The organism is Ectopseudomonas alcaliphila (assembly GCF_900101755.1).
Lineage (GTDB): Bacteria > Pseudomonadota > Gammaproteobacteria > Pseudomonadales > Pseudomonadaceae > Aquipseudomonas > Aquipseudomonas alcaliphila.
Window position 1 is genome coordinate 196,564 of sequence record NZ_FNAE01000001.1, and the last position, 20,650, is coordinate 217,213.

Consider the following 20,650-nt stretch of genomic DNA (forward strand, 5'->3'; position numbering starts at 1 on the left):
TGAATCGCTGTCAGTAGAGCGCCCGTGCTGGTCGCAGAGGCAGCGGTGAACTAGAATCCATCCTCGTTTATCCCCTAAGCCTCAAGGTAACCCCACGATGTCCTTCGCTGAGCAACTATCCCGCCTGCAAGCCTTTCTCGATGCCGATGAGCTGCACGAAGAAGCGCTGGACTACGTGGCCGCCCATGGTTATCTCACTGCACTGGCGATCTGCCCCGATCAGGTGCCGGAGCGTGAGTGGATCGACGCCCTGTTCGCCGAGCCGCCGCACTACCGTAGCGACGCCGAGCGTGAAGAGGTCGAAAGCACGCTGATCCATCTCAAGGCCCATATCGCCCGTCAGCTGGCCGGCGAAGAAGAGCCCGAACTGCCGTGCGACCTGGACCTCGGTGACGAGCCGGATGACTCCGACCTGCGCGGCTGGTGCATCGGTTTCATGGAAGGCGTGTTCCTGCGTGAAGCCGTGTGGTTCGAGGATGCCGAAGACGAAGTCAGCGAGTTGCTGCTGCCGATCATGGTCGGTTCCGGTCTGTTCGACGAACAGGCCGAGTTTGCCGAGATCGCCCGCGACCGCGACCTGGTGGACAGCATGATCGACCAGATTCCCGAGCTGCTTACCGCCCTCTTTCTGCTGTGCCAGGCTCCGGAAGAAAAACCTGCGCTGCTCAAACCCCGCCACTGACCGCACCAGCCGGGGCACTGCCCCGGCTGCCGCCAAGACTCGCCCATGCCGCGTGACATCCAGCCAAGCCGCCATCGCAGTGTCCGCTACCTGCTGCTGACCATCGGCTGGCTGAGCGTGGCGCTCGGGGTCATCGGCATCTTCCTGCCAGTATTGCCGACTACACCGTTCCTGCTCCTGGCGGCGGCCTGCTTCGTGCGCAGCTCACGGCGTTTCTACCTCTGGCTGGTCACCCATCCGCACCTGGGGCCATGGATTCGCGACTACCTCGAAGGCCAGGGCATCCCGCTCAAGGGCAAGGTCTACGCCCTGGTGCTGATGTGGGCCAGCATCAGCTTCTCCTGCTATCTGGTACCCATGCCCTGGGCGCGAGTATTCATGCTCAGCAGTGCGGTACTGGTCAGCCTGTATATCCTCAAGCAAAAGACCCTGCCCAATCCCTGATTGGTCTGCGTAGCCCGGATGCAATCCGGGAACCCGGCGCCACTTCCTCGGATTGCGCCTTGGCGACGGAAGCCAGCCACTTAATCGACAACCTTTTGACACCGTCTTCTCGCTCCAGCGAAGAGGCCGGCAAAAAGCCGACACCTCGCCTAGACTCAGCCAATCGAGCCTGGAGACCACGACCCCATGCGACGGCTGCGTGTTCAGGGATGGCGGTGGCGGCTGCTGATCCTGTGGATCGGCGGCGGGCTGCTGGCCGCGCTGGCGCTGGCCGATTGGGACTTCGCGGTGATCGTGAAGAACGCGGAGAACCGCTACGGCAACCTCGGCCCTGCGCGCAAACGCATTCTCGACTGGGAAGAGCTGATCAAGACCAGCGCCAGCCTGGGCGAGGCGGACAAGCTCAACGAGGTCAATCGCTTCTTCAACCGCACCATCCGCTTCGTCGATGACATCCAGCTCTGGCAGGAGAACGACTACTGGGCCACCCCGGTAGAAATGCTGGTCAAGGGCGCCGGCGATTGCGAGGACTACTCCATCGCCAAGTACTTCACCCTGCGCCGCCTCGGTATCCCCAGCGAGAAGCTGCGCATCACCTACGTCAAGGCGCTGAACTACAACCAGGCGCACATGGTGCTGACCTACTACGCCAGCCCCACCGCCGAGCCGCTGGTGCTGGACAACCTGATCAACGACATCCGCCCTGCCTCGCAACGCAAGGACCTGCTGCCGGTGTACGCCTTCAATGCCGAAGGGCTCTATCTCGCAGGTTCCAACACGCGCAAGAGCGACACCAAGAAGCTCTCTCGCTGGCAGGACATCCTGAAAAAAATGCGTGCGGAGGGCTTCGCCATCGGCGAAGGCTAGGAGGAACCCATGTCCCTACTCAAGCAGCTGTTTCTCGCCATCTGCCTGTTTCTGGTGGTGGCCTTCACCGGCAGTTTCATCGCCGGAGTGGAGAGCTCGCGCGAACAGTTGATCAGCCAGTTGCGTTCGCACGCTCAGGACGCCGCCACGGCGCTGGGGCTGTCGATGACGCCGCACGTGGACGACCCGGCGATGATCGAGCTGATGGTCAGCTCGATCTTCGACAGCGGCTACTTCGCCAGCATCCGCGTGGTACGCATTGCCGACGACAGCCTGATCGTCGAACGCAGCACCGAGATCAGGCCCGAAAGCGTACCCGGATGGTTCGTCGAGCTGGTCGATCTGCAGCCCCAGGGCGGCGATGCGTTGATCATGCGCGGCTGGGAGCAGGCCGCCAGAGTAGAGGTGCTCAGCCATCCGCAGTTCGCCCTGGCCAAGCTGTGGGACAGCGCCCTCGGCAGCCTGTTCTGGCTGCTGCTGTGTGGCCTGGTCAGTGCCGTGCTCGGTGGCTGGCTGCTGCGTACCCAACTGCGGCCGCTGGACAACATGGTGCAGCAGGCGCAAGCCATCAGCCGCCGCGAGTTCCTCACCCTGCCCCGTGTACCACGCACGCCGGAGCTCAAGCGCGTGGTACTGGCAATGAACCAGATGGTCGACAAGCTCAAGACCCTGTTCGCCGAAGAAGCCGCGCGCAGCGAGAAACTGCGTGAGGAGGCTTATCAGGACAGCCTCACCGGCCTGGCCAACCGCCGTCAGTTCGACATACGCCTGAGCAACCAGTTAGTGATCAACGAGCAGCATCCAGAGGGCTACCTGCTGCTGCTGCGCCTCAACGACCTGGGCGGCCTCAACCAGCGCCTCGGCGGCCAGCGTACCGATGCGCTGATCGCCGCATTGGGCGATCAGCTCCGCCAACTGCTGGCGTTACCAGGGCGCAGCCAATGGCTGGCATCGCGCAACCGCGGCGGCGAGTTCACGCTGCTTGCGCCCGGCCTCAATGGCGAAGACGCAGATCGCCTGGCCAGCGAACTCAGCGAAGCCCTGAACAGCCTGAAGCAGACTGGTGCCAGCGACTGCGATCCCGTTGCCCACATCGGTATTGCCGCCTTTCGCCCTGGCGAGCAGAGCGAGGCAGTGCTGAGTCGCGCGGATCAGGCGCTGGCCCAGGCGCAGAGCCGCTCGGACAGGTGCTGGGAGCGCCTCGACGACTTCACCACCCGGCCCACTCATGGCCTGCACGACTGGCGCGGCTGGATCGACGATGCGCTGACCCAGGGCAAATTGCAGTTGTATTTCCAGCCGGTTGCCGAATGCGCCGCGGGCACGCTGATGCAGCACAAGGTCCTGGCGCGCCTGCTTGATCCGGCCGGCGAAGCCATCACCGCCGGGCGCTTCCTGCCCTGGATCGAGCGCCTGGGCTGGGCCGCGCGCTTCGATCTGGCGATGCTCGAACACAGCCTTGACCACCTGACGCGACACCCGCAACCCCTGGCGCTGAGCCTGTCTGCCGCGACCTTGCGCAATGAACAGGACAAAGCGCGCCTGCTTGATGCGCTGAACAGTCGCAAAGACGTAGCGCACCTGATGACGCTGGAAATCGATGAACGCCACCTGCCGCCACCCGCCGAGCTGGAAGCGCTGAGCCAGGCGATTCGGGAGGCTGGTTTCAACCTGGGCCTGCAACATTTCGGTGGGCGCTTCAGCCTGATTGGCAATCTCACCCACCTGGGCCTGGCCTACCTGAAGATCGATGGCACCTATATCCGCGCCATCGACCAGGAGAGCGACAAGCGGCTGTTCATTGAAGCAATCTTCCGCGCTACCAACAGCATCGACCTGCCGCTGATCGCCGAGATGGTGGAAACCGAAGAGGAGCTCGCAGTCCTGACTGAACTGGGCATACACGGCGCCATGGGCCGTCTGATCGGCGCACCGGCTCCATGGGGCAGCAAATGACTGTAAAGGCCCCGCCCCGGGGCGACTTTCCAAAGGTCCGGGTTGTCGCACCGACCGCTTCGCCGCAGGGCGCGACTCCTACAAAGGCGTGGTCCTAGACCAGATCGTGCTCGTCGTCGCCAAGCAGGCCGCTAAGGCCCTCGATCTCGGCGCGGGCAATGGCGCGCTGGTCGAGCTTCTGCCGCGCGGCCTCGGGCAGGTCGGTGTAGCGGATGACGCCTCGCTCGACCAGTACGCTGACCACGTCTTCCAATACGCGCACCAGCTCCAGGTCAGACTGTTTCAGGCTGTCCAGGCGCGCCTTGACCTCTTCCCTGGCCTCAAGCCAGCTGTGTAGCTCCTCGCTCTCGACAGCCAGGTTTTCCGTCATACCCTCAAAGGGTTCATGTTCCACTCGCAACAAACGCCCGGCCGCGTCGCGCTGTACGTAAACCATCGCTGCCTCCAGCAAACGCCATAAAAAAGCCCGCCACCCGGAGCGGGTAGCGGGCTTACTCTAGTTGAGTGCTGCAACTAAGGAAACTCTGATAAGCGTTTCCCTTTGCCTGAGAGGCCGCCAGCACAACGCTGACGGCCTCCCCTTACCTCTCAGGCGACCAGCTGATTCTGGTCCAGCATGCCCTGGATGATATCTGCAGTATTGCCACCGGAGAGGATGGTGTTCTCCAGGGTGATGGTCTGATCCACCGGCGCGCCACCTCCTGCACTGGCGATGTTGATCACCGTACTACCCGGATCGCTGACGAAGTCGAAGCTCAGGTATTGGCTCAACACGTCGGCGCTGGCCGGATCGCTGACGCCCACCAAAAGCTGCGACAGATCCAGCGTGTCCTCTCCGTTACCGAAGTCCTTGACGATATCGTGATAGTTGCCGCCGCGATCCCCCGCATTCCAGACGAAAGTATCGTTGCCGCTACCGCCGAACAGCACATCGTTGCCAGCGCCGCCGATCAGGATGTCATCGCCGCCCTGGCCGAACAGCCAGTCGTTGCCGGCACCGCCTTCGAGCGTGTCATTACCTCCGACGCCCGGCACCGATGCACCCAGTTGCTCGGCGTGCAGGTGGATGAAGTCCATGATCTGCGTCTGAGTCGGGGCCACCCCGGAATTGAGCGCCGTCAGGTGGTCGATCAGTACCTGATAACCGGGCGCCTTGCTGGCGTCTATCCACAGGGTATTGAGCGCGTCACCGAACAGGTAGTCGTCACCTGCACCGGCCACCAGATGATCGTCACCCAGGCTGGCGTAACCACCATCGGTGACGCTGCCGGGGTCGAGCACCGCGAAAAGTTCACTCGGCGTGGTAACGATCTGCGGCTGGCCTACCGCACCGTTGACGGTGTTGCCACCGAAGGACAGTGACCCCTCCCCAGTCACATCGGTATTGTCGAAGAAACGCAGCACATTGCTGTTGACCCCGGTACCGATGCCGATGGCATGCACCTCGGCGCGCTCCATCAAGATCGAGGCATGATCCAGAGCCCGGTCGACGTCGCGGTAGTTCACCGTGCTGCCGCTGTTGCTGTTGTCACCGTTATAGGTGGTCGGGTCGCCATCGGTCAGGAAGTAGGCGAGGTTGTTGTAGCCGTTGGCCTGCACCCCATCGAACCAGGCATTGGTCTGCTGCATCGCCGCCTCGTAGTTGGTGGCCCCGGAAGCGGTCAGCGCCATCAGCACGTTGTTCGGTGCAGCCAGGGCCGCCTGGATCTGCGCCAGGGTGCCGCTGAGCAGCAGGCTGGAGCTGGACGAGAAGGAGATCAGCGCGATATTGATCTGCCCGGTATGGGTACCGAGTTTGCCAATGAAGGCATTGACCGCATCCTTGAGCAACGCCAGGCGGCTGCTGTATCCCCCATCGCCATCCGGATCGCTGCTCATGCTGCCGGAACGATCGAGGATCAAGGCGATGTTGTAATTCTCCGCCGGCTGGACCACCGGTGGCTTAGCGCCCCCCAGGTCACCGATCAGCACGTCATTGCCGAAGGTCCCTTCGATAGCACCCTTGCCATCGTCATACTGACTGGGCACATGGTGAGGCACGCTGGAGTTCGGTGTGTCGTCGGCATTGCTGCCGACAACCAGTACCGACTGATCGCCGCGGATGCAGATATCCAGATCGGCCGAAGCACGGTCGCCATCGCCGTCGCTCACCACGTAGGTAAAGCTCTGCGTCAACTGCCCGCTGGGGCCGAAGCTCAGGTTGCCTTTCGCGGAGAAGTCGAACTGCCCGACATTGTCCCCATCCAGGTGAATCTTCAGGGTCCCGGTTGCGGTAGTGAGCGTCAGCTCGGCGGTCGCGGCATTGAAGGCCCAGGTGACGGTACCAGCCCCGCTCACCTCGATGCCGTCGCCGGCCTCGTTGAGGCTGAAGGTCTGGCCATCGACACTGACCGACTCAATACGCCCAAGACCATCGGCGCCCAGGCTGTCGTTGGCCAGAACGTCACCGGAGACACTGCCGCCCAGGTCGGCCAGGTCCAGCAGAGTTTCGGACAGGCTGTCAGGCGCGCTGTTGATCACCGAACCATCACTGGCGATCTGCCCCATGAAGGAGCCCGTGAAGTTGATGCCCACGGAGTGCGCCGTAAAGCTGTTGGTGGCGCTGTTGTTATCGCCATCGATGTTGCCGATGAAGTTCGTCCAGTTGTTGGCGATCCAGGTGGTCAGCGTCCCGCCCTGCGCTCCGACGGTGGGCTCACCATCGGAGATGAAGTACAGCTTGTGCTGCTGCGCCGGATCGGCGCCCGGAGCGTTGATATCGTTGGTGATCTGCGTCTTGGCCACGCCCAGGGCCTGCTCGTAGTTGGTGAAACCACTGACGGAAAGACCGTTGACCGCCGTGAGCAGAGCCGTATAGCCCGGATCACCCACTGAACTGAAGGTGAAGTCGCCGATTTCCGCAGCACCCGAGTTGAAGGTGATCAGGTTGACGTGCACCGGAGCAGAAAGATCGGCATAGCCCTGGGCCAGGGCGATCACCGCCTGCTTGAGCGCTGCCAGCTTGGCGCCAGCCATGCTCAACGAGACGTCCAGCACCAGGGTCAGGTTCACCAGCGGCGGGGCGGCCTGAACGATGCAGTCGGGCTTGTCGCTGGCGGCAATGGGCACATCATCCTGCACGTCGATCACCAGCGTCCCCGCCGGGAAGCCGGCGGGTAACGGGTCGCCGTCGCCATCGGTCGCCTGCAGCATCTTGGAGAAATCGATAGGCTGCCCTGCCGTACCCAGGGTCTCACCATCGTCGCCATCGCCCAGCGGATGATCCAGCGGACCTTTGAGCTCGAAGCGATAACTGCCGTCAGCCCCCACCTCGAAGCTGAATACCGGATAGCCGTCGACACCCGCCACCTCACCGATCAGGGTGGAATTGACCAACTGGTCGCCATCCCATTCGTACTCGACTCGGTAGCTCAGTTCGACGCCACCGGAGCTGAGCTGCTGCGTCAGCATCGAGGCCACATCACCGGTCAGGCTGAAGTTCCCCGGCCCATCGGCACCAAAATTGACCAGCGCGTGCAGAGTGCCAGCACCCCCTTCGGCCACCAGTGTCTGGCCAGCCTCGGGATTGCCGAGATAGGGCGCGCTGAGCAGATCTTCATGCACGAGATGGTTGATGGACGGGGCGCAATTTTCCCCCGCCTCCTGATACTGCGGCCGCGTCGCCTCGAGCACCGCCGGCCCACCGAAGGCGCTGTTGCCACCGACCAGGTAGTTGCCCAGGCCTAGCGCGACTGGATCGACGATTTCACCATCGCCATCGTAGAACTTGGTACCTGCCTTGATGTAATAGGTTTCGACGGTGCCGCCATAGGCCTGCTCGACCCAGGCGACGTAACCTTGCGGGTGGCTGGGATCCTTGATGTCACTCCCGCCGGAATACTCGATCTTGACTGCTTTGACGCCATCATTGGTGTTGACCAGGAACAACACATGGGAAATGCCATGATCGATGTTCTTCGGGTCACAGCCGCAGTCCTTATCGGCCAGGGTTGGCACGTCGTCCTGCACGTTGATGACGAACAGACCGCCAGCCCCCTGCGGTATCTGCAGCGGGTCGCCATCACCATCGGTGATCGCCAGCAACTGGGTGAAGTCGATGCCAAAGGCGCCGCCCGACGACCAGAGCTCATTGTCATCGCCATTTTTCAGCGGATGATCGATTGGCCCCTGCAGGGTGAAGGTGAAGTGACCGTTAGCCTCCACCACCAGGGTGAATACCGGATAACCGTCTGCAACCGTGGCTGTCGCAGTAAGCGTGGTGCTGACCAGATTGCCGTCGTCATCGAGCTCCTGGGTGACCTTGTAGTCGAGTGGCTCACCGCCAGAAGTCAGCCCCTGGGCGTTCAGCAACTCGGCTGCACTATCCTCCCCCACCAGGCTGAAATCGCCGGGGCCATCGGCGCCGAAGGCAACCAGTGACAGCAAACTGGCTGCTCCCGTCGCAGTACTGATCACCAACGTCTGGCCAGGACCATCCGGGTTGCCCTGGTGGGGATCGGTCAGTTTGTCCTCATGAACCGTACCACCCACCGGCGCAGGCGTCTTGACCGTCCAGGTAGCCTGGATATTGACGTCGTTGTAGTCGTTATCGCTATCGCTGGCGCTGTTGATATCCTCCCAGTTCTGGTTTCCGGGGGCGTCGTTGTCTTGTACATGGGTCTTGCCTGCGGGATTGAGCGCCGGGTTGTCGAACAGCACATCAGCGCCGCCACTGCCGGTAAGCGGCTGACCATCAGCCACTGCCTGCCACTGCCCATCGATCAACTGGAACGTTAGCGCAGTGCCGTCAGGTACATCGTTCGAGGCACCATTGGGGATGATGAAGAAGCCCACTGACGCGGGATCAAGCCCCTGCAGCGTGATGGAATCACCGATCTGCATGGCGGTGGTATTACCCCAGACCAGCACGCCACTGACGGGTATGCCGTCAGGCCCTTTGATGTAGTAGCCGTAGCTGTTGAGGTAGCCGGCATCACCACCCTTGTAGGTAAGGGTCAGGCAGTGATTGGGGCCGCCATCCACCAGCTCGGGGACGTCGTCCTGCACGTTGATGACGAACAGGCCACCTGCATCGGCGGGCATTTGCAGCGGATCACCATCTCCATCGGTCGCGGTGATCAACTGGGTGAAATCGATGCCGAACGCGTCACCGTTGGACCACAGCTCATCGTCATCACCATCTTGTACCGGGTGGTCGATGGGCCCCTCCAGCTCGAAGTGGAAGCTGCCATCGGCATGGACCGTCAGGGTAAACACCGGGTAGCTACCCAGGCTTTCCGCAGATACGGCGGTCAGGGTCGAACTGACCAGCTTGCCGTCGACGAGGGTTGCCACCATTTCGTAAACCAGCCCCTCGCCGCCGGACGTCAGTCCCTGGGCATCCAGCAACCCCTTGGCCACAGTGCTCTCGACCAGACCGAACGCACCGGGACCATCAGCACCGAAGGAGACCAGCGAAGACAGGTTGCCTGCACCGCCAGCGGTACTGACCACCAGAGTCTGGCCGCCATTGTCGGGGTTACCGCCATGCGGGTGGGTCAGAAGGTCCTCATGGACCGTTCCACCCAGGGCCGGGCTCTGCGGATCGACGGGTTTCAGGACCGGCACATCGTCCTCAACATCAATAACGAAGCTACCGGCACCAAAGCCACCGGCAATCGGGTCGCCGTCACCGTCAGTGGCGATCAATACGCCGGAGAAATCCAGCACCAGGTTGCTTGTGCCCAGGGTTTCGCTGTCATCACCATCCTGCAGCGGATGGTCCAACGGGCCCTGCAGCAGGAACTCGTAGCTGCCATCGGCATCCACGGTCAGGGTGAAGATGGGCTTGACTCCAGCCATTGCGGTCAGCGTGCTGCCATCGGCGGACACGCTGTACACCAACGCCACACCTCCCGACGTCAGCCCCAGGTTCTGCAGAGCCGTCAGCGCGCCCGGCTCAGTGCTCAGCGTAAAGCCTCCACGCCCGTCGGCCCCGAAGTTCACCAACGCATCCAGGGTGCCGGCACCACCACTGACGCTCAGCACCTGATCGTCGCCCTCGGCATTGCCCGGCATCAGCGCATCTTCGTGTACCAGCCCACTGACCACCGGCTGTTGCGGATTGAGCTGGGCCGGCAGCGGAACGTCATCCTGAATGTTGATGACGAACAGGCCTTTAGCGCCTTCAGGCAGTTGGAGCGGATCGCCGTCGCCATCAGTAGCGGTGAACAGGCGAGTGAAGTCGAGGCCGATACCGCCTTCGGACGACCACAGTTCGTTATCGTCACCATCGGCGCGAGGATGATCGATGGGGCCCTCCAGTTCGAAGCGGAAGCTGCCATCGGCGTTGATTACCAGGGTGAATACCGGATAGCCGCCAACCTCAGCGACCGCCGTCGCAGTTAATGTGGTGCTAAGCAGGTTGCCGTCAGGATCCGTGGCCGTGCTAACGCTGTAGACCAGTGGCTCACCGCCAGAAGTCAGGCCCTGGGCACCCAGTACCTCTGCTACCGTTTCACTGCTTACCAGGCCGAATGCACCCGGGCCGTCAGCCCCGAAGGACACCAGCGCCATCAGACTACCAGCGCCACCCTCCGTACTGATCACCAGGCGCTGACCAGCTTCAGGATTACCGGGATAAGGCGTGTCCAGTTGGTCTTCGTGCACCGTGCCGCCGACGGGCGCCTTGGTGGTCCATGCCACCTGGATGTTCACGTCGTTGTAGTCGTTGTCACTGTTACCGTCGCTGACATCCTCCCAGTTCTGATTGCCCGGCGCGGCATTGTCGTCAACATGGGGCTTGCCATTGGGATTCAGCGCTGGGTTGTCGAACAATACGTGCGCACCACCGGCGCCATTGATTTCTGTATCGCCGATGAAGGCCTTCAACTGCCCACCGACGACCTTGAAAGTTACCTCGGCGTTACTGACAGCGCCGTTCGAGCCCCCATTGGGAATGATGAAAAACCCAACCTGACTCGGATCGAGCCCGTGAAGGGTGATCGAGTCGCCCTCAGTCAGACCGGTGGTGTCGCCCCAGATGATCTGACCGCCAGTCGGCTCACCACCTGGGCCTTTGATGTAATAGCCGTAGCTGTTGAGGTATGACGCATCACCGCCCTGATAGGTGATGGTAAGGCAGTGTTTGACCCCGTCTTCCACCAACACAGGTACGTCGTCTTCCACGTCGATCACGAAGCTGCCAGGGTTGAAGCCGCCTGACACCGCGTCGCCGTCATAGTCGGTAGCGATCAGCAGCTTGGAGAAGTCCAGCGCCAGGTCCTTGTCGCCCAACAGCTCACTGTCATCTCCATCCTTGCGTGGATGATCGATCGGCCCCAACAGGGTGAAGACATACCCACCATCACTGCTCACCACCAGCGTGAACACCGGCACGCCACCCGCAGTCGCTGTCAACGTGCTGGTGCTGCCATCGCCCGAGACCTCTACTGAATAGACCAACGGCTCGGTACCCGACGTCAGGGCCAGGGCCTGCAGATCGGCCAGCGCCCCAGGCTCGGTACTCAGCTGGAAGCCGCCACGCCCATCAGCCCCGAAGTTGACCAGCACATCCAGTGCCCCCGGATCGCCAATCAGCTGATGGGTTTGCGCCGGCAGGTTGCCGGGCTCGGCATTGCCGACAACAGCCAGGGCATCTTCATGCACCAGGCCTCCGACGACCGGACGCTGACCTTCACTGCCGGCCAGTTCGGGACTGTCGTCGTCGATCAGGATGCTCAGGCTCCCGCTTGCCGGGGTGCCGTTACCGTCGGTGATGGTGTAGTTGAACAGATACAGGATGTCGTTCTCGTCGCTCTCACCCAGGGGCGGTGCGGCATGATCCAGGGGAGCGAAGAGGTCGAACTGATAAGCCCCGGTCAGCAGGTTGGTGACCTGCACCTCGAACACCAGCGTCTCGCCGGCAAAGGCGGTCAGGACGAGTCCGTCGGCGCTGACCTGATAGGTCAGCGGTACACCACCCGAAGAGATACCCAGGGCCGCCAGCCCAGCAGTCGACCAGGTGAAGGTGCCCGGCCCGTCCGGCCCGAAACTGTAGCCGAGCACGCCACTGACACTCGTGGCCTCGCCGTCCAGGTCGTTCACACCGCCAGCGATGCCGTTAGGCAGGCCGTCCTCGTCCACCGCATTGGAGGCCGTGCCACCCGTGGGAATACCATCCACCGCAGGCGCCGCATCGGCAGTAGCGATGGGTTCAGCCTCCGGAAACTCAGGTCCACCGGGTAGGCCTTCAGTGGGGAAACCGATCACCGGATCCAGCGCCCCGCCGACCTCATCGAGCAGCACGAAGGAATGCCCGCCCCCCACGCCGCCCGCTCCGCCAGCGCCAGCACCTGGCCCTGCGGCAGTGGCCTCGCCCTCGAGGGTCGGGTCGACACCGGCTTCGATGGCCGCCTGCAAGCGCTCGACATCGGTGAGGTCGGCATCGCTGGGAGCGGCAGGAGGCGTTTCAGCGACCGGGGTCTGCGATTCGCCGCGATAGGCGAGCATCTGCGCGTCGAGCGTCATGCTGCTGTCGCGCCCAAGCGTCAGTTGCTGGCCGTTGGTCATGGCAATGGCCACCGCGCCCGCGGCGCCGGTTACCAGTTGCTCGCCCGCGTAGACCCGATCCCCTTCGCTGATCGGCCGGCGCGATCCGTCGCTCGCTACCGCGAACACTTCGCCGACAACCTGACTGACGACACCAATAAGAGTAGCCATGATTCCATCCTCACTACAGCTGCCGACCACCGCCGACACGTACCTACCGAAAGGGCCAGAACACCTTTTCGAAGCCGAGGAGAAAACCAAGACAGCTGATTGAAATGGAACGGCGCAAAATCCCAAAAACGCTACTGACAAAAAAATGTCACTACAGCCTGCGTCGAACTACTCCATCAGATGAATCCCCGCCCTTTTGATGCCTGACAACTCAATTGGGCTGCGCACCCACGGAAAATGAGGACTTGCGCAGCTCACAGGTTGAAACAATGTGCTGCTTTTCGCAGAGTTCATAAGATTTTTTCTGAATATAGGTTGTGAAAAAAACATCTTAGGTTCTCCAAAAGTTGTTCTTAGCTCTGATGTTACAAGCCTGAAACGGTTTTACAGGCAAAAACGCCATTTTTATGGCGACAGGATAAGAACTTCAGTAAGGAGAAACGCCAATGCGCACCTTAACCCCGCTATGGAGCGCCATGCTTTTGGCGACTGTTTGCAGTCAGGCGCAAGCCATGAATCTCTCGGAAGCGATTCAGAGCACGCTGGATAATCACCCCGAAATCCACGCTGCCGCCAATAGCCGACTCTCATCGGATGAAGATGTGAAATTCGCCAAGGGCGGCTACCTGCCCACCGTTGACCTGCTGGTCGGTTACGGCCGGGAGCGTACGGACAGCCCCAGCACACGGGCGCTTGGCGATCACAACAAGGAAACCCTGAACTACCGCGATGCCGAGCTGCGCCTGCGGCAGATGCTGTTCGACGGCTTCAATACGCCCAACGAAGTGGCGCGCACCCAGGCAGTGGTCAACTCCCGCGCCTACCGCCTGCTCGGTACGTCCGAAAGCCTGGCCCTGCGCACCGTCGAGGTCTACCTCGATGTGCTGATGCGCCGCGAGATGGTCACCCTGGCCCGCAACAACCTGCAGGCGCACCAGCGCATCAACGACCAGATCGGTCTGCGCAGCCGCCAGGGCGTCGGCAGTACTGCGGATCTGGACCAGTCCGAAGCCCGTCTGGCGCTGGCGCAGAACAACCTCTACACCGAAGAGGTCAACCTGGCCGATGCCGAAGCCAGCTTCTTCAGCGCCGTGGGCCGCCTGCCGGATCAACTGGAAAGCCCGGCGTCGATCAAAGGCGGCATGCCGGCCGACCTGCTCGCCGCGCGGCAGACCGTGATGGACAACAACCCCTTCCTGAAATCAGCGCAGGCTGACGTCAACGCTGCCGAGAAGCAGTACGAGGTTGCCAAGTCGCCCTTCTACCCGCGCTTCGATCTGGAGCTGGCCACCTCGGCCGATGACAACGTGCAGGGCGATGAAGGCCACTACAACACCTGGCGAGCCGCGGTGGTGATGAACTACAACCTGTTCAACGGCATGCGCGACAAGGCTCGGCTGCAGTCGGCCGCACACCAGATCAACGAGTCGATGGACATCCGCAACAACGCGCTGCGCGTGCTCAACGAGAACCTCTCGCTGGCCTGGAACGCCATGGAAAACGCCCGCCTGCAAACCCCCAAGGCGCGTGACTACGCGGACTACACCTCACGGGTTCGCGAAGCCTATCAGCAGCAGTTCAGCCTGGGCCAACGCACATTGCTCGACCTGCTCGACAGCGAAAACGAGCTGTTCACCGCCAATCGCCGTTACACCGAAGTGCGCTACGGCGAAGAGTTCTCGATGTACCGCGTTGTCGCGGCAATGGGTGATCTGCTGCGCCAGCAACAGGTCGTAGTCCCGGCAGAAGCTGTAGCCCTCACTGAAGTGAAGAGCGAGGCACGTTTGCCGGATATGAAGTAGTACCGGCTTGAGGAGTAGTAGAAATTGACCACCATGGAACGGCCAGGACCTGCCAGTGATCCGCGGCTCAGTCACGACGATCCGCTACTGGATGGGTTGTTGATCCTCTGCAGGCTGCACGGCTGCTCGGCCAGCCGTGGCACCCTGAGCGCCGGCCTGCCCATGCCGGAGCAACGCTTGAGTCCCGACCTGCTGTCGCGCGCTGCGGCACGGGCCGGGCTGCAGGGTCGCCTGCTGCAGCGCGACCTTGCCAGCATTTCCTCACTCAACCTGCCAGTCCTGCTGCTGCTCAAGGACGGTCGCTGTGCGGTCTTGCGCCAGTGGGGGCCGAAGCAGCAGGCGCAGATCCTGCCCTGCGAGACCGATGGCGGCGAACAATGGGTCAGCCGTGAACAATTGGCCGCCGAGTACAGTGGCCGGGCCTTTTTTGCCCGCCCTCGACATCAGTTGGAAGAAGCCCGCACGCCGCTGGTGCCACGCATCGAAGCCTGGTTTCGCGACACCCTCAAGCTGTCGCGCTGGCTCTACACCGATGCCGTCCTGGCCAGCCTGCTGATCAACCTGCTGGGCCTGATGGTGCCGCTGTTCGTGATGCAGACCTACGACCGTGTCGTGCCCAACCAGGCGACCGCGACGCTCTGGGTGTTGGCCATTGGCCTGTTTATCGGCACCGGCTTCGAACTGCTGCTCAAGGTGCTGCGTGCCCACCTGCTGGACACGGCGGGCAAGAAGACCGACGTGGTCCTGTCGGCCACCTTGTTCGAGCGCATCACCGGCATGTCTATGAAAGCGCGACCGGCTACCGTGGGCGGCTTCGCGCAAAGCATTCACGACTTTCAGGGACTGCGCGATTTTCTCACCGCAGTCACGCTGACCAGCCTGATCGATCTGCCTTTCTCCCTGCTGATGCTGCTGGTGATCGGACTGATCGGCGGCCCGTTGGTGTTCATCCCGCTGTTGGCGTTCCCCCTCACGGCGCTGTTCGCCTACATCATCCAGATACGCCTGCGCGACACGGTACAGAAAAGCCTACAGCTCGGTTCGCAACGCCAGGCGCTGCTGATCGAAACCCTCGGCGGCCTGGAAACGCTCAAAGCCTGTGGTGCGGAAAGCGAGCGCCAGCACCAATGGGAGCAAACCCATGGTGCCCTCACCCGCCTGGACGGCCATGCGAAATTCCTCGCCTCGCTGGCCACCAACGGCACCCTGTTCCTGCAGCAGTTCGCCGGCATGGCCACCATAGTCGCAGGGGTCTATCTGATCATCGCCGGCAATCTCAGCGTTGGTGCGCTGGTGGCCTGCTACATGCTCGGCAGCCGCATCCTCGCACCACTGGGACAGATCGCCGGGCTGATCACCCGCTACCAGCAAGCGCGCCTGACCATGACCAGCACCGACGCCCTGATGGCCCTGCCGCAGGAGCGTGAGGACAAGCAGCGCCCGCTGGACCGCACCCAGCTCAAGGGCGCCCTGGAAGTGCGGCAGATCAGTTTCACCTACCCCGACCAGAGCGCACCGGCGCTGAACAACGTCAGCCTGCGTCTGGGAGCGGGTGAACGCCTCGGCATCATCGGTCGCAGCGGTTCGGGCAAGAGCACCCTGGCGCGCTTGCTGATGGCGTTCTACAGCGCTGACGAAGGGCAGATCCTGCTCGACAACCTCGATCTGCGTCAGCTCGACGTCGCCGATCTGCGCCACCAGATCGGCTACGTCGCCCACGACCTGCCACTGCTGGCCGGCAGCCTGCGCGACAACCTGACCCTGGGCGCCCGTTACATCAGCGACGCACGCATGCTGGAAGTTGCCGAACTGACCGGCGTGGTCGACCTGGCACGACAGCATCCGCAAGGCTTCGACCGCCCGGTAGGCGAACGCGGCCAGTTGCTCTCTGGTGGCCAGCGCCAGGCCGTGCTGCTGGCCCGCGCACTGCTGCTCGACCCGCCAATCCTGGTGCTCGACGAACCCACCAGCGCCATGGACAACACCAGCGAAGACCTGCTGCGCCAACGCCTGCACAAGTGGGTGCAGGGCAAGACGCTGATCCTCATCACCCATCGTGCCTCCATGCTCAGCCTGGTGGATCGCCTGGCCGTGCTGGACAACGGCCATGTGGTGGCAGACGGGCCGAAGGAAGCGGTGATCGAAGCCTTGCGCAAGGGCCGCGTCGGCCCAGCCACCCTGTAGGAGCGACGTGCGATGCAAGCGACCCAGAACCTCGGCAACTATTTCGGCAGCCTGCGCGAGAAACGTCAGGACATCGAATTCATGCCGGAAGTGGAAGGCGCCATTCTGGAGGACTCGCCCTGGCTCAGCCGCGCCACGATCTGGGTGGTCAGCGCCTGCCTGCTGGCAGCGCTGGTCTGGGCAAATTTCGCCGTGCTGGAAGAGGTCACCACCGGCGAGGGCAAGGCTATCCCGTCGAGCAAGGTGCAAGTGATCCAGAACCTGGAGGGCGGCATCGTCAGCGAGATCTTCGTGCGCGAAGGCCAGGTGGTGGACAAGGGCGACACCCTGCTGCGGCTGGATGACACACGTTTTCTCTCCAATCGCGGGGAAACCGAAGCGGATCGGCTGGCGCTCATCGCCCGCCTCGAACGACTGAGCGCAGAAGCCGAAGGCCGAGAACCGCACCTGCCCGAAGAAATCACCCGCGACGCGCCACAGCTGGCCGAAGATCAACTGGCTCTGTATCGCTCGCGCCAGCAACGGCTGCGCAGCGAACAGCGCACGCTGGGCGAACAACTGCGGCAGAAGGAGCAGGAGCTCGCCGAATTTCGCTCCAAGGCCCAGCAGTACCGCTCCAGCCTCGGCCTTCTGCAGCAGGAGCTGAACATGTCGCAACCCCTGGTGGCCTCGGGCGCCATCTCCGAAGTCGAGGTGTTGCGCCTGCGCCGCAGCGTGGTGGAAGTACGCGGCTCGCTGGAAACCACCAACCTGGCCATCCCGCGCGCCGAAGCGGCGATGAGCGAGATCAGGAGCAAGATGGAGGAGTCCGAGCTGGCATTCCGCGACGAAGCCTTCAAGGAGCTCAACGAATTACGCACCGAGCTGCAGAAGATCACCGCCACCAGCGTCGCCATCCAGGACAAGGTGACCCGTACCACCGTCACCTCGCCGGTGCGTGGGGTGATCAAGCAGCTCAAGGTCAACACCATCGGTGGCGTGGTGCAGCCGGGCAGCGACATGCTGGAGATCGTGCCGCTGGACGACAGCCTGCTGATCGAAGCCAAGGTGCGCCCGCAGGACGTGGCCTTCCTCCATCCCGGCCAGAAGGCCATGGTCAAGTTCACCGCCTACGACTACACCATCTACGGCGGGCTCAAGGCCAACCTGGAACTGATCAGCGCCGACACCATCACCGACGAGGAAGGCAACAGCTTCTACCTGATTCAGGTGCGGACCGACAAAAGCCACCTGGGCAGCGAGGAGAACCCGCTGCTGATCATCCCCGGCATGGTCGCCACGGTGGACATCATCACCGGCGAGAAGAGCGTGCTGGCCTATCTGCTCAAGCCCGTACTCAAGGCGCGCTCGGAAGCCATGCGCGAACGTTGAATACCTGCCGTGCACGCGCGTAGCTCGGATGAAATCCGGGATTGATTGTCGAGACGCAGAACCTTCCCGGATTGCATCCGGGCTACGCGACTGACGCAGCACCGTAGGGTGCGCCATGCGCACCGGGCCCATCTCCGACACAGTGAAAATCATCAAAGCTGGTGCGCGCGGCGCACCCTACATGCCCCTGCCTCGCGCTTGACCGCCGGACATTCATTAGAGTTCTCCCGGATTGCATCCGGGCTACGCAGCCGAAGCGATACCGTAGGGTGCGCCGTGCGCACCTTCTTAGCGCTGGTGGTTGCGGAGAAAGACTTCTTCGCCCATCGCCGCGATCTGGCCTTCGATCAGCGCATCGAAGGGCCGCAGCAGCGCGTCGAAACGACGTGGCGCCTCCAGCACATCCAGCGCGGCTGCAATCGCTTCGATGGTCGACAGCGCCCCTTCTTCGGGCGCCTTGCGCAGGCGATAACGCGACGGCGCAGCGGCGTTCAGGCTGACTCGCGGCAACGCCGCCAGTAGCGGGTTGAGATGCAATAGCTTGCGTGCCTTGCGCCAGGTGCCGTCGGGCACGACCAATAGCAGCGGTTTCTCCTTGGGTGCGTAGCCTGTCAGGGCCGCAGCATCATCACCGGGAAACAGCAGGCAGGCTCGATAATCAGGCTGGGCGAACAACTGCGGCAGGTCATCGAATACCTCGCCGACGCGCAGCTCGGCATGACGCAACCCAAGCGCAGCCAGTCGAGCAGTATTGAGCGCATGGCCGACCTCGCTCGGGTGCTGCAGGATAAGCACACGAGTACGACTCTCGAGATCGGGAATCAGTGGGCAGAGGCAATGGCCGAGCGGGCGCTGGCAGCGGGAGCAGGTCGGACGAGGCATGCCGCGCAGTGTGCCAGAACGCCTCGCGCTCGCGTAGCCCGGGTGCCATCCGGGAGCATCGAATCACTCCCCGGATGGCATCCGGCTAAGCGGTCAGCGGTTGAAGCGCTCCGCCAGACTGTGCAGGTAATCGGCCATTTCCTCCAGCTCGCGGCTGATGGCCGCGCCCTGATGTGCCTGGCCAGCACTATGGTCGGAAAGTTGGGCAATCCGCGTAATCTGCCGGCTGATGTCATCGGCCACATGGCTCTGCTCTTCGGAAGCAGCCGCCATCTGCTGGCTCATGCCGGTGATGCGCGTCACCGCAGCGCTGATGCCCTCCAGTGCATCGCGTACCGACTCCACGCTCTGCACGCTGCCACGGGAAATGTCCTCGCCTCTGCCCGCCGTCACCACCGCACGCTCGGCCCCTGCACGCAGGTCGGAAATGATCTGGTGAATCTGCTCGGTGGACTGGCGAGTACGCGAAGCCAGTGACCGCACTTCATCGGCGACTACCGCGAAACCGCGGCCCTGCTCCCCTGCGCGCGCGGCCTCGATGGCGGCGTTGAGCGCCAGCAGGTTGGTCTGCTCGGCAATCGAGGTGATCACATCGGCAACGCTGCCGATGGACTGCGTGGAGTTGGCCAGTTCGTTGACCGCCTGACCAATATCGTTGACCGCCGTGGCCATCTGGCGCATGGAATCGAGGCTGCCTACAGCAAGATCGCGCCCCTCACGCGCCAGGCGATCGGCTTCTTCGGCAGCATGCGAGGTGTTCTGCACGTTGTGCGCGACTTCCTGAATGGTCGCCGCCATCTGGTTGATGGCCGTGGCCGATTGATCGGTCTCGGCACGCTGCTGATCGAGCATATGCGCGCTGGATCGCGACAACTCGGCCGATTGCGTGGCGCGCTTCTTGACGTTCTCGCCGGCATCTTCCAGCCGCGTCAACGCCGTCTGCAAACGCGCTTCCTCACTGATCATCGCCATGTCCAGCAGGGCCTGGGCACCACGATTGTCGCTGTAGGTCAGCGCGACAAGGCCGCTGGTAAAGGCTTTCGGATGATCCGCCAACGTTCTCCGGATCAACTGTCGCGTGCAGTAGAGCTGATATGAGCCGAGGGCGAACAGCGTCAGCACGATAAAAACCATCAGCGGCCAACCAGAAACCACCCAGTGCGCCGCAACGATCAGCAGCGCCGCGGCGATCAGCGGCCAGGAGCGCACCACATCGTAGGTCCAGTACTCCAGCTTCGGCACGGGTGGTTTGCCGGCCCGCAGACGGGCATAAAGCGCTTCGGCACGACGTTTCTGAGCTTCGCTTGGCAATGAGCGCACCGACTCGTAGCCCGAAACCCGGCCGTTCTCGTAGACGGGTGTGACGTAGGCACTGACCCAGTAGAAATCGCCATTCTTCGAACGATTCTTGACGATGCCCATCCAGGGTTTGCCCTGTTTGATGGTGTCCCACATATGGCCGAACACTGCCGGTGGCATGTCCGGGTGACGCACCAGATTATGCGGCTGACCGATCAGCTCCTCGCGGGTGAAGCCGCTGATCTCGACGAAGGCGTCGTTGCAGTAGGTGATCTTGCTGTTGAGGTCGGTGGTGGAAATCAGGCGCTCTTCCGCTGGGAAGGTTCTTTCCCGCTGAGTCACGGGCAGGTTATTGCGCATCGAGGCTTCCCTGTTCGAATTGAAGTGGGTGCAGACGTATGACTAAGTACTAGCACAGCCTAATAACCGCGCCAGCTAAAGGTTCTAAGCCTTTCGGAGGAGA

At 62.5% G+C, this 20,650-nt stretch carries 11 protein-coding genes; 7 read left to right on the plus strand and 4 right to left on the minus strand.

Going from position 1 to position 20,650, the window contains the following annotated elements:
- Window positions 1–97 precede the first annotated feature (97 nt).
- From BLR77_RS00925 to lapD, 4 genes are all read left to right on the plus strand, one after another.
- On the plus strand, window positions 98–682 hold the full coding sequence (locus tag BLR77_RS00925) for a UPF0149 family protein (protein ID WP_074675026.1): 585 nt from the start codon (window positions 98–100) through the stop codon (window positions 680–682).
- A gap of 45 nt (window positions 683–727) precedes the next feature.
- Complete coding sequence (locus BLR77_RS00930; RefSeq protein WP_059391679.1) at window positions 728–1,126, plus strand: YbaN family protein; 399 nt, start codon at window positions 728–730, stop codon at window positions 1,124–1,126.
- A 186-nt stretch (window positions 1,127–1,312) separates the two neighbouring features.
- Entirely contained in the window at window positions 1,313–1,993 is a 681-nt protein-coding gene (lapG, locus tag BLR77_RS00935) for a cysteine protease LapG (RefSeq protein ID WP_074675027.1), read from the plus strand.
- A 9-nt stretch (window positions 1,994–2,002) separates the two neighbouring features.
- Complete coding sequence (gene lapD / locus BLR77_RS00940; protein ID WP_074675028.1) at window positions 2,003–3,949, plus strand: cyclic di-GMP receptor LapD; 1,947 nt, start codon at window positions 2,003–2,005, stop codon at window positions 3,947–3,949.
- Between the two features lie 94 nt (window positions 3,950–4,043).
- Here the strand turns inward: lapD and BLR77_RS00945 are convergent, their stop codons facing one another.
- Together BLR77_RS00945 and BLR77_RS00950 are read right to left on the minus strand one after the other, a co-directional pair.
- On the minus strand, window positions 4,044–4,385 hold the full coding sequence (locus tag BLR77_RS00945; RefSeq protein ID WP_074675029.1) for a tryptophan synthase subunit beta: 342 nt from the start codon (window positions 4,383–4,385) through the stop codon (window positions 4,044–4,046).
- A gap of 152 nt (window positions 4,386–4,537) precedes the next feature.
- On the minus strand, window positions 4,538–12,649 hold the full coding sequence (locus BLR77_RS00950; protein ID WP_074675030.1) for a retention module-containing protein: 8,112 nt from the start codon (window positions 12,647–12,649) through the stop codon (window positions 4,538–4,540).
- A 446-nt stretch (window positions 12,650–13,095) separates the two neighbouring features.
- Between BLR77_RS00950 and BLR77_RS00955 the strand changes: the two genes are divergently transcribed.
- Genes BLR77_RS00955 through BLR77_RS00965 form a run of 3 tightly spaced genes read left to right on the plus strand, consistent with a single transcriptional unit; the run spans window position 13,096 to window position 18,006 of the window.
- Window positions 13,096–14,451, plus strand: a complete 1,356-nt coding sequence (locus tag BLR77_RS00955) for a TolC family outer membrane protein (RefSeq protein WP_074675031.1) — start codon at window positions 13,096–13,098, stop codon at window positions 14,449–14,451.
- 33 nt (window positions 14,452–14,484) lie between these two features.
- A complete protein-coding gene (locus tag BLR77_RS00960; protein ID WP_139202844.1) occupies window positions 14,485–16,635 on the plus strand; it encodes a type I secretion system permease/ATPase in 2,151 nt (716 codons plus the stop codon).
- 12 nt (window positions 16,636–16,647) lie between these two features.
- Window positions 16,648–18,006, plus strand: a complete 1,359-nt coding sequence (locus BLR77_RS00965) for an HlyD family type I secretion periplasmic adaptor subunit (RefSeq protein WP_074675033.1) — start codon at window positions 16,648–16,650, stop codon at window positions 18,004–18,006.
- Window positions 18,007–18,294: 288 nt separating this feature from the next.
- On the opposite strand, the gene BLR77_RS00970 is transcribed toward BLR77_RS00965, so the two are convergent.
- Both BLR77_RS00970 and BLR77_RS00975 read right to left on the minus strand, forming a co-directional pair.
- Window positions 18,295–18,888, minus strand: a complete 594-nt coding sequence (locus BLR77_RS00970) for a tRNA-uridine aminocarboxypropyltransferase (RefSeq protein ID WP_074675034.1) — start codon at window positions 18,886–18,888, stop codon at window positions 18,295–18,297.
- Between the two features lie 93 nt (window positions 18,889–18,981).
- Window positions 18,982–20,547, minus strand: a complete 1,566-nt coding sequence (locus BLR77_RS00975; protein WP_074675035.1) for a methyl-accepting chemotaxis protein — start codon at window positions 20,545–20,547, stop codon at window positions 18,982–18,984.
- Window positions 20,548–20,650: the final 103 nt, after the last annotated feature.

Excerpts from the sequence above, each read along its gene's own strand:
- BLR77_RS00925 (WP_074675026.1), top strand. The coding sequence starts at position 98 with ATGTCCTTCGCTGAGCAACTATCCCGCCTGCAAGCCTTTCTCGATGCC.
- BLR77_RS00930 (WP_059391679.1), top strand. The coding sequence starts at position 728 with ATGCCGCGTGACATCCAGCCAAGCCGCCATCGCAGTGTCCGCTACCTG.
- lapG (WP_074675027.1), top strand. The coding sequence starts at position 1,313 with ATGCGACGGCTGCGTGTTCAGGGATGGCGGTGGCGGCTGCTGATCCTG.
- lapD (WP_074675028.1), top strand. The coding sequence starts at position 2,003 with ATGTCCCTACTCAAGCAGCTGTTTCTCGCCATCTGCCTGTTTCTGGTG.
- BLR77_RS00945 (WP_074675029.1), bottom strand. The coding sequence starts at position 4,385 with ATGGTTTACGTACAGCGCGACGCGGCCGGGCGTTTGTTGCGAGTGGAA.
- BLR77_RS00950 (WP_074675030.1), bottom strand. The coding sequence starts at position 12,649 with ATGGCTACTCTTATTGGTGTCGTCAGTCAGGTTGTCGGCGAAGTGTTC.
- BLR77_RS00955 (WP_074675031.1), top strand. The coding sequence starts at position 13,096 with ATGCGCACCTTAACCCCGCTATGGAGCGCCATGCTTTTGGCGACTGTT.
- BLR77_RS00960 (WP_139202844.1), top strand. The coding sequence starts at position 14,485 with ATGGAACGGCCAGGACCTGCCAGTGATCCGCGGCTCAGTCACGACGAT.
- BLR77_RS00965 (WP_074675033.1), top strand. The coding sequence starts at position 16,648 with ATGCAAGCGACCCAGAACCTCGGCAACTATTTCGGCAGCCTGCGCGAG.
- BLR77_RS00970 (WP_074675034.1), bottom strand. The coding sequence starts at position 18,888 with ATGCCTCGTCCGACCTGCTCCCGCTGCCAGCGCCCGCTCGGCCATTGC.
- BLR77_RS00975 (WP_074675035.1), bottom strand. The coding sequence starts at position 20,547 with ATGCGCAATAACCTGCCCGTGACTCAGCGGGAAAGAACCTTCCCAGCG.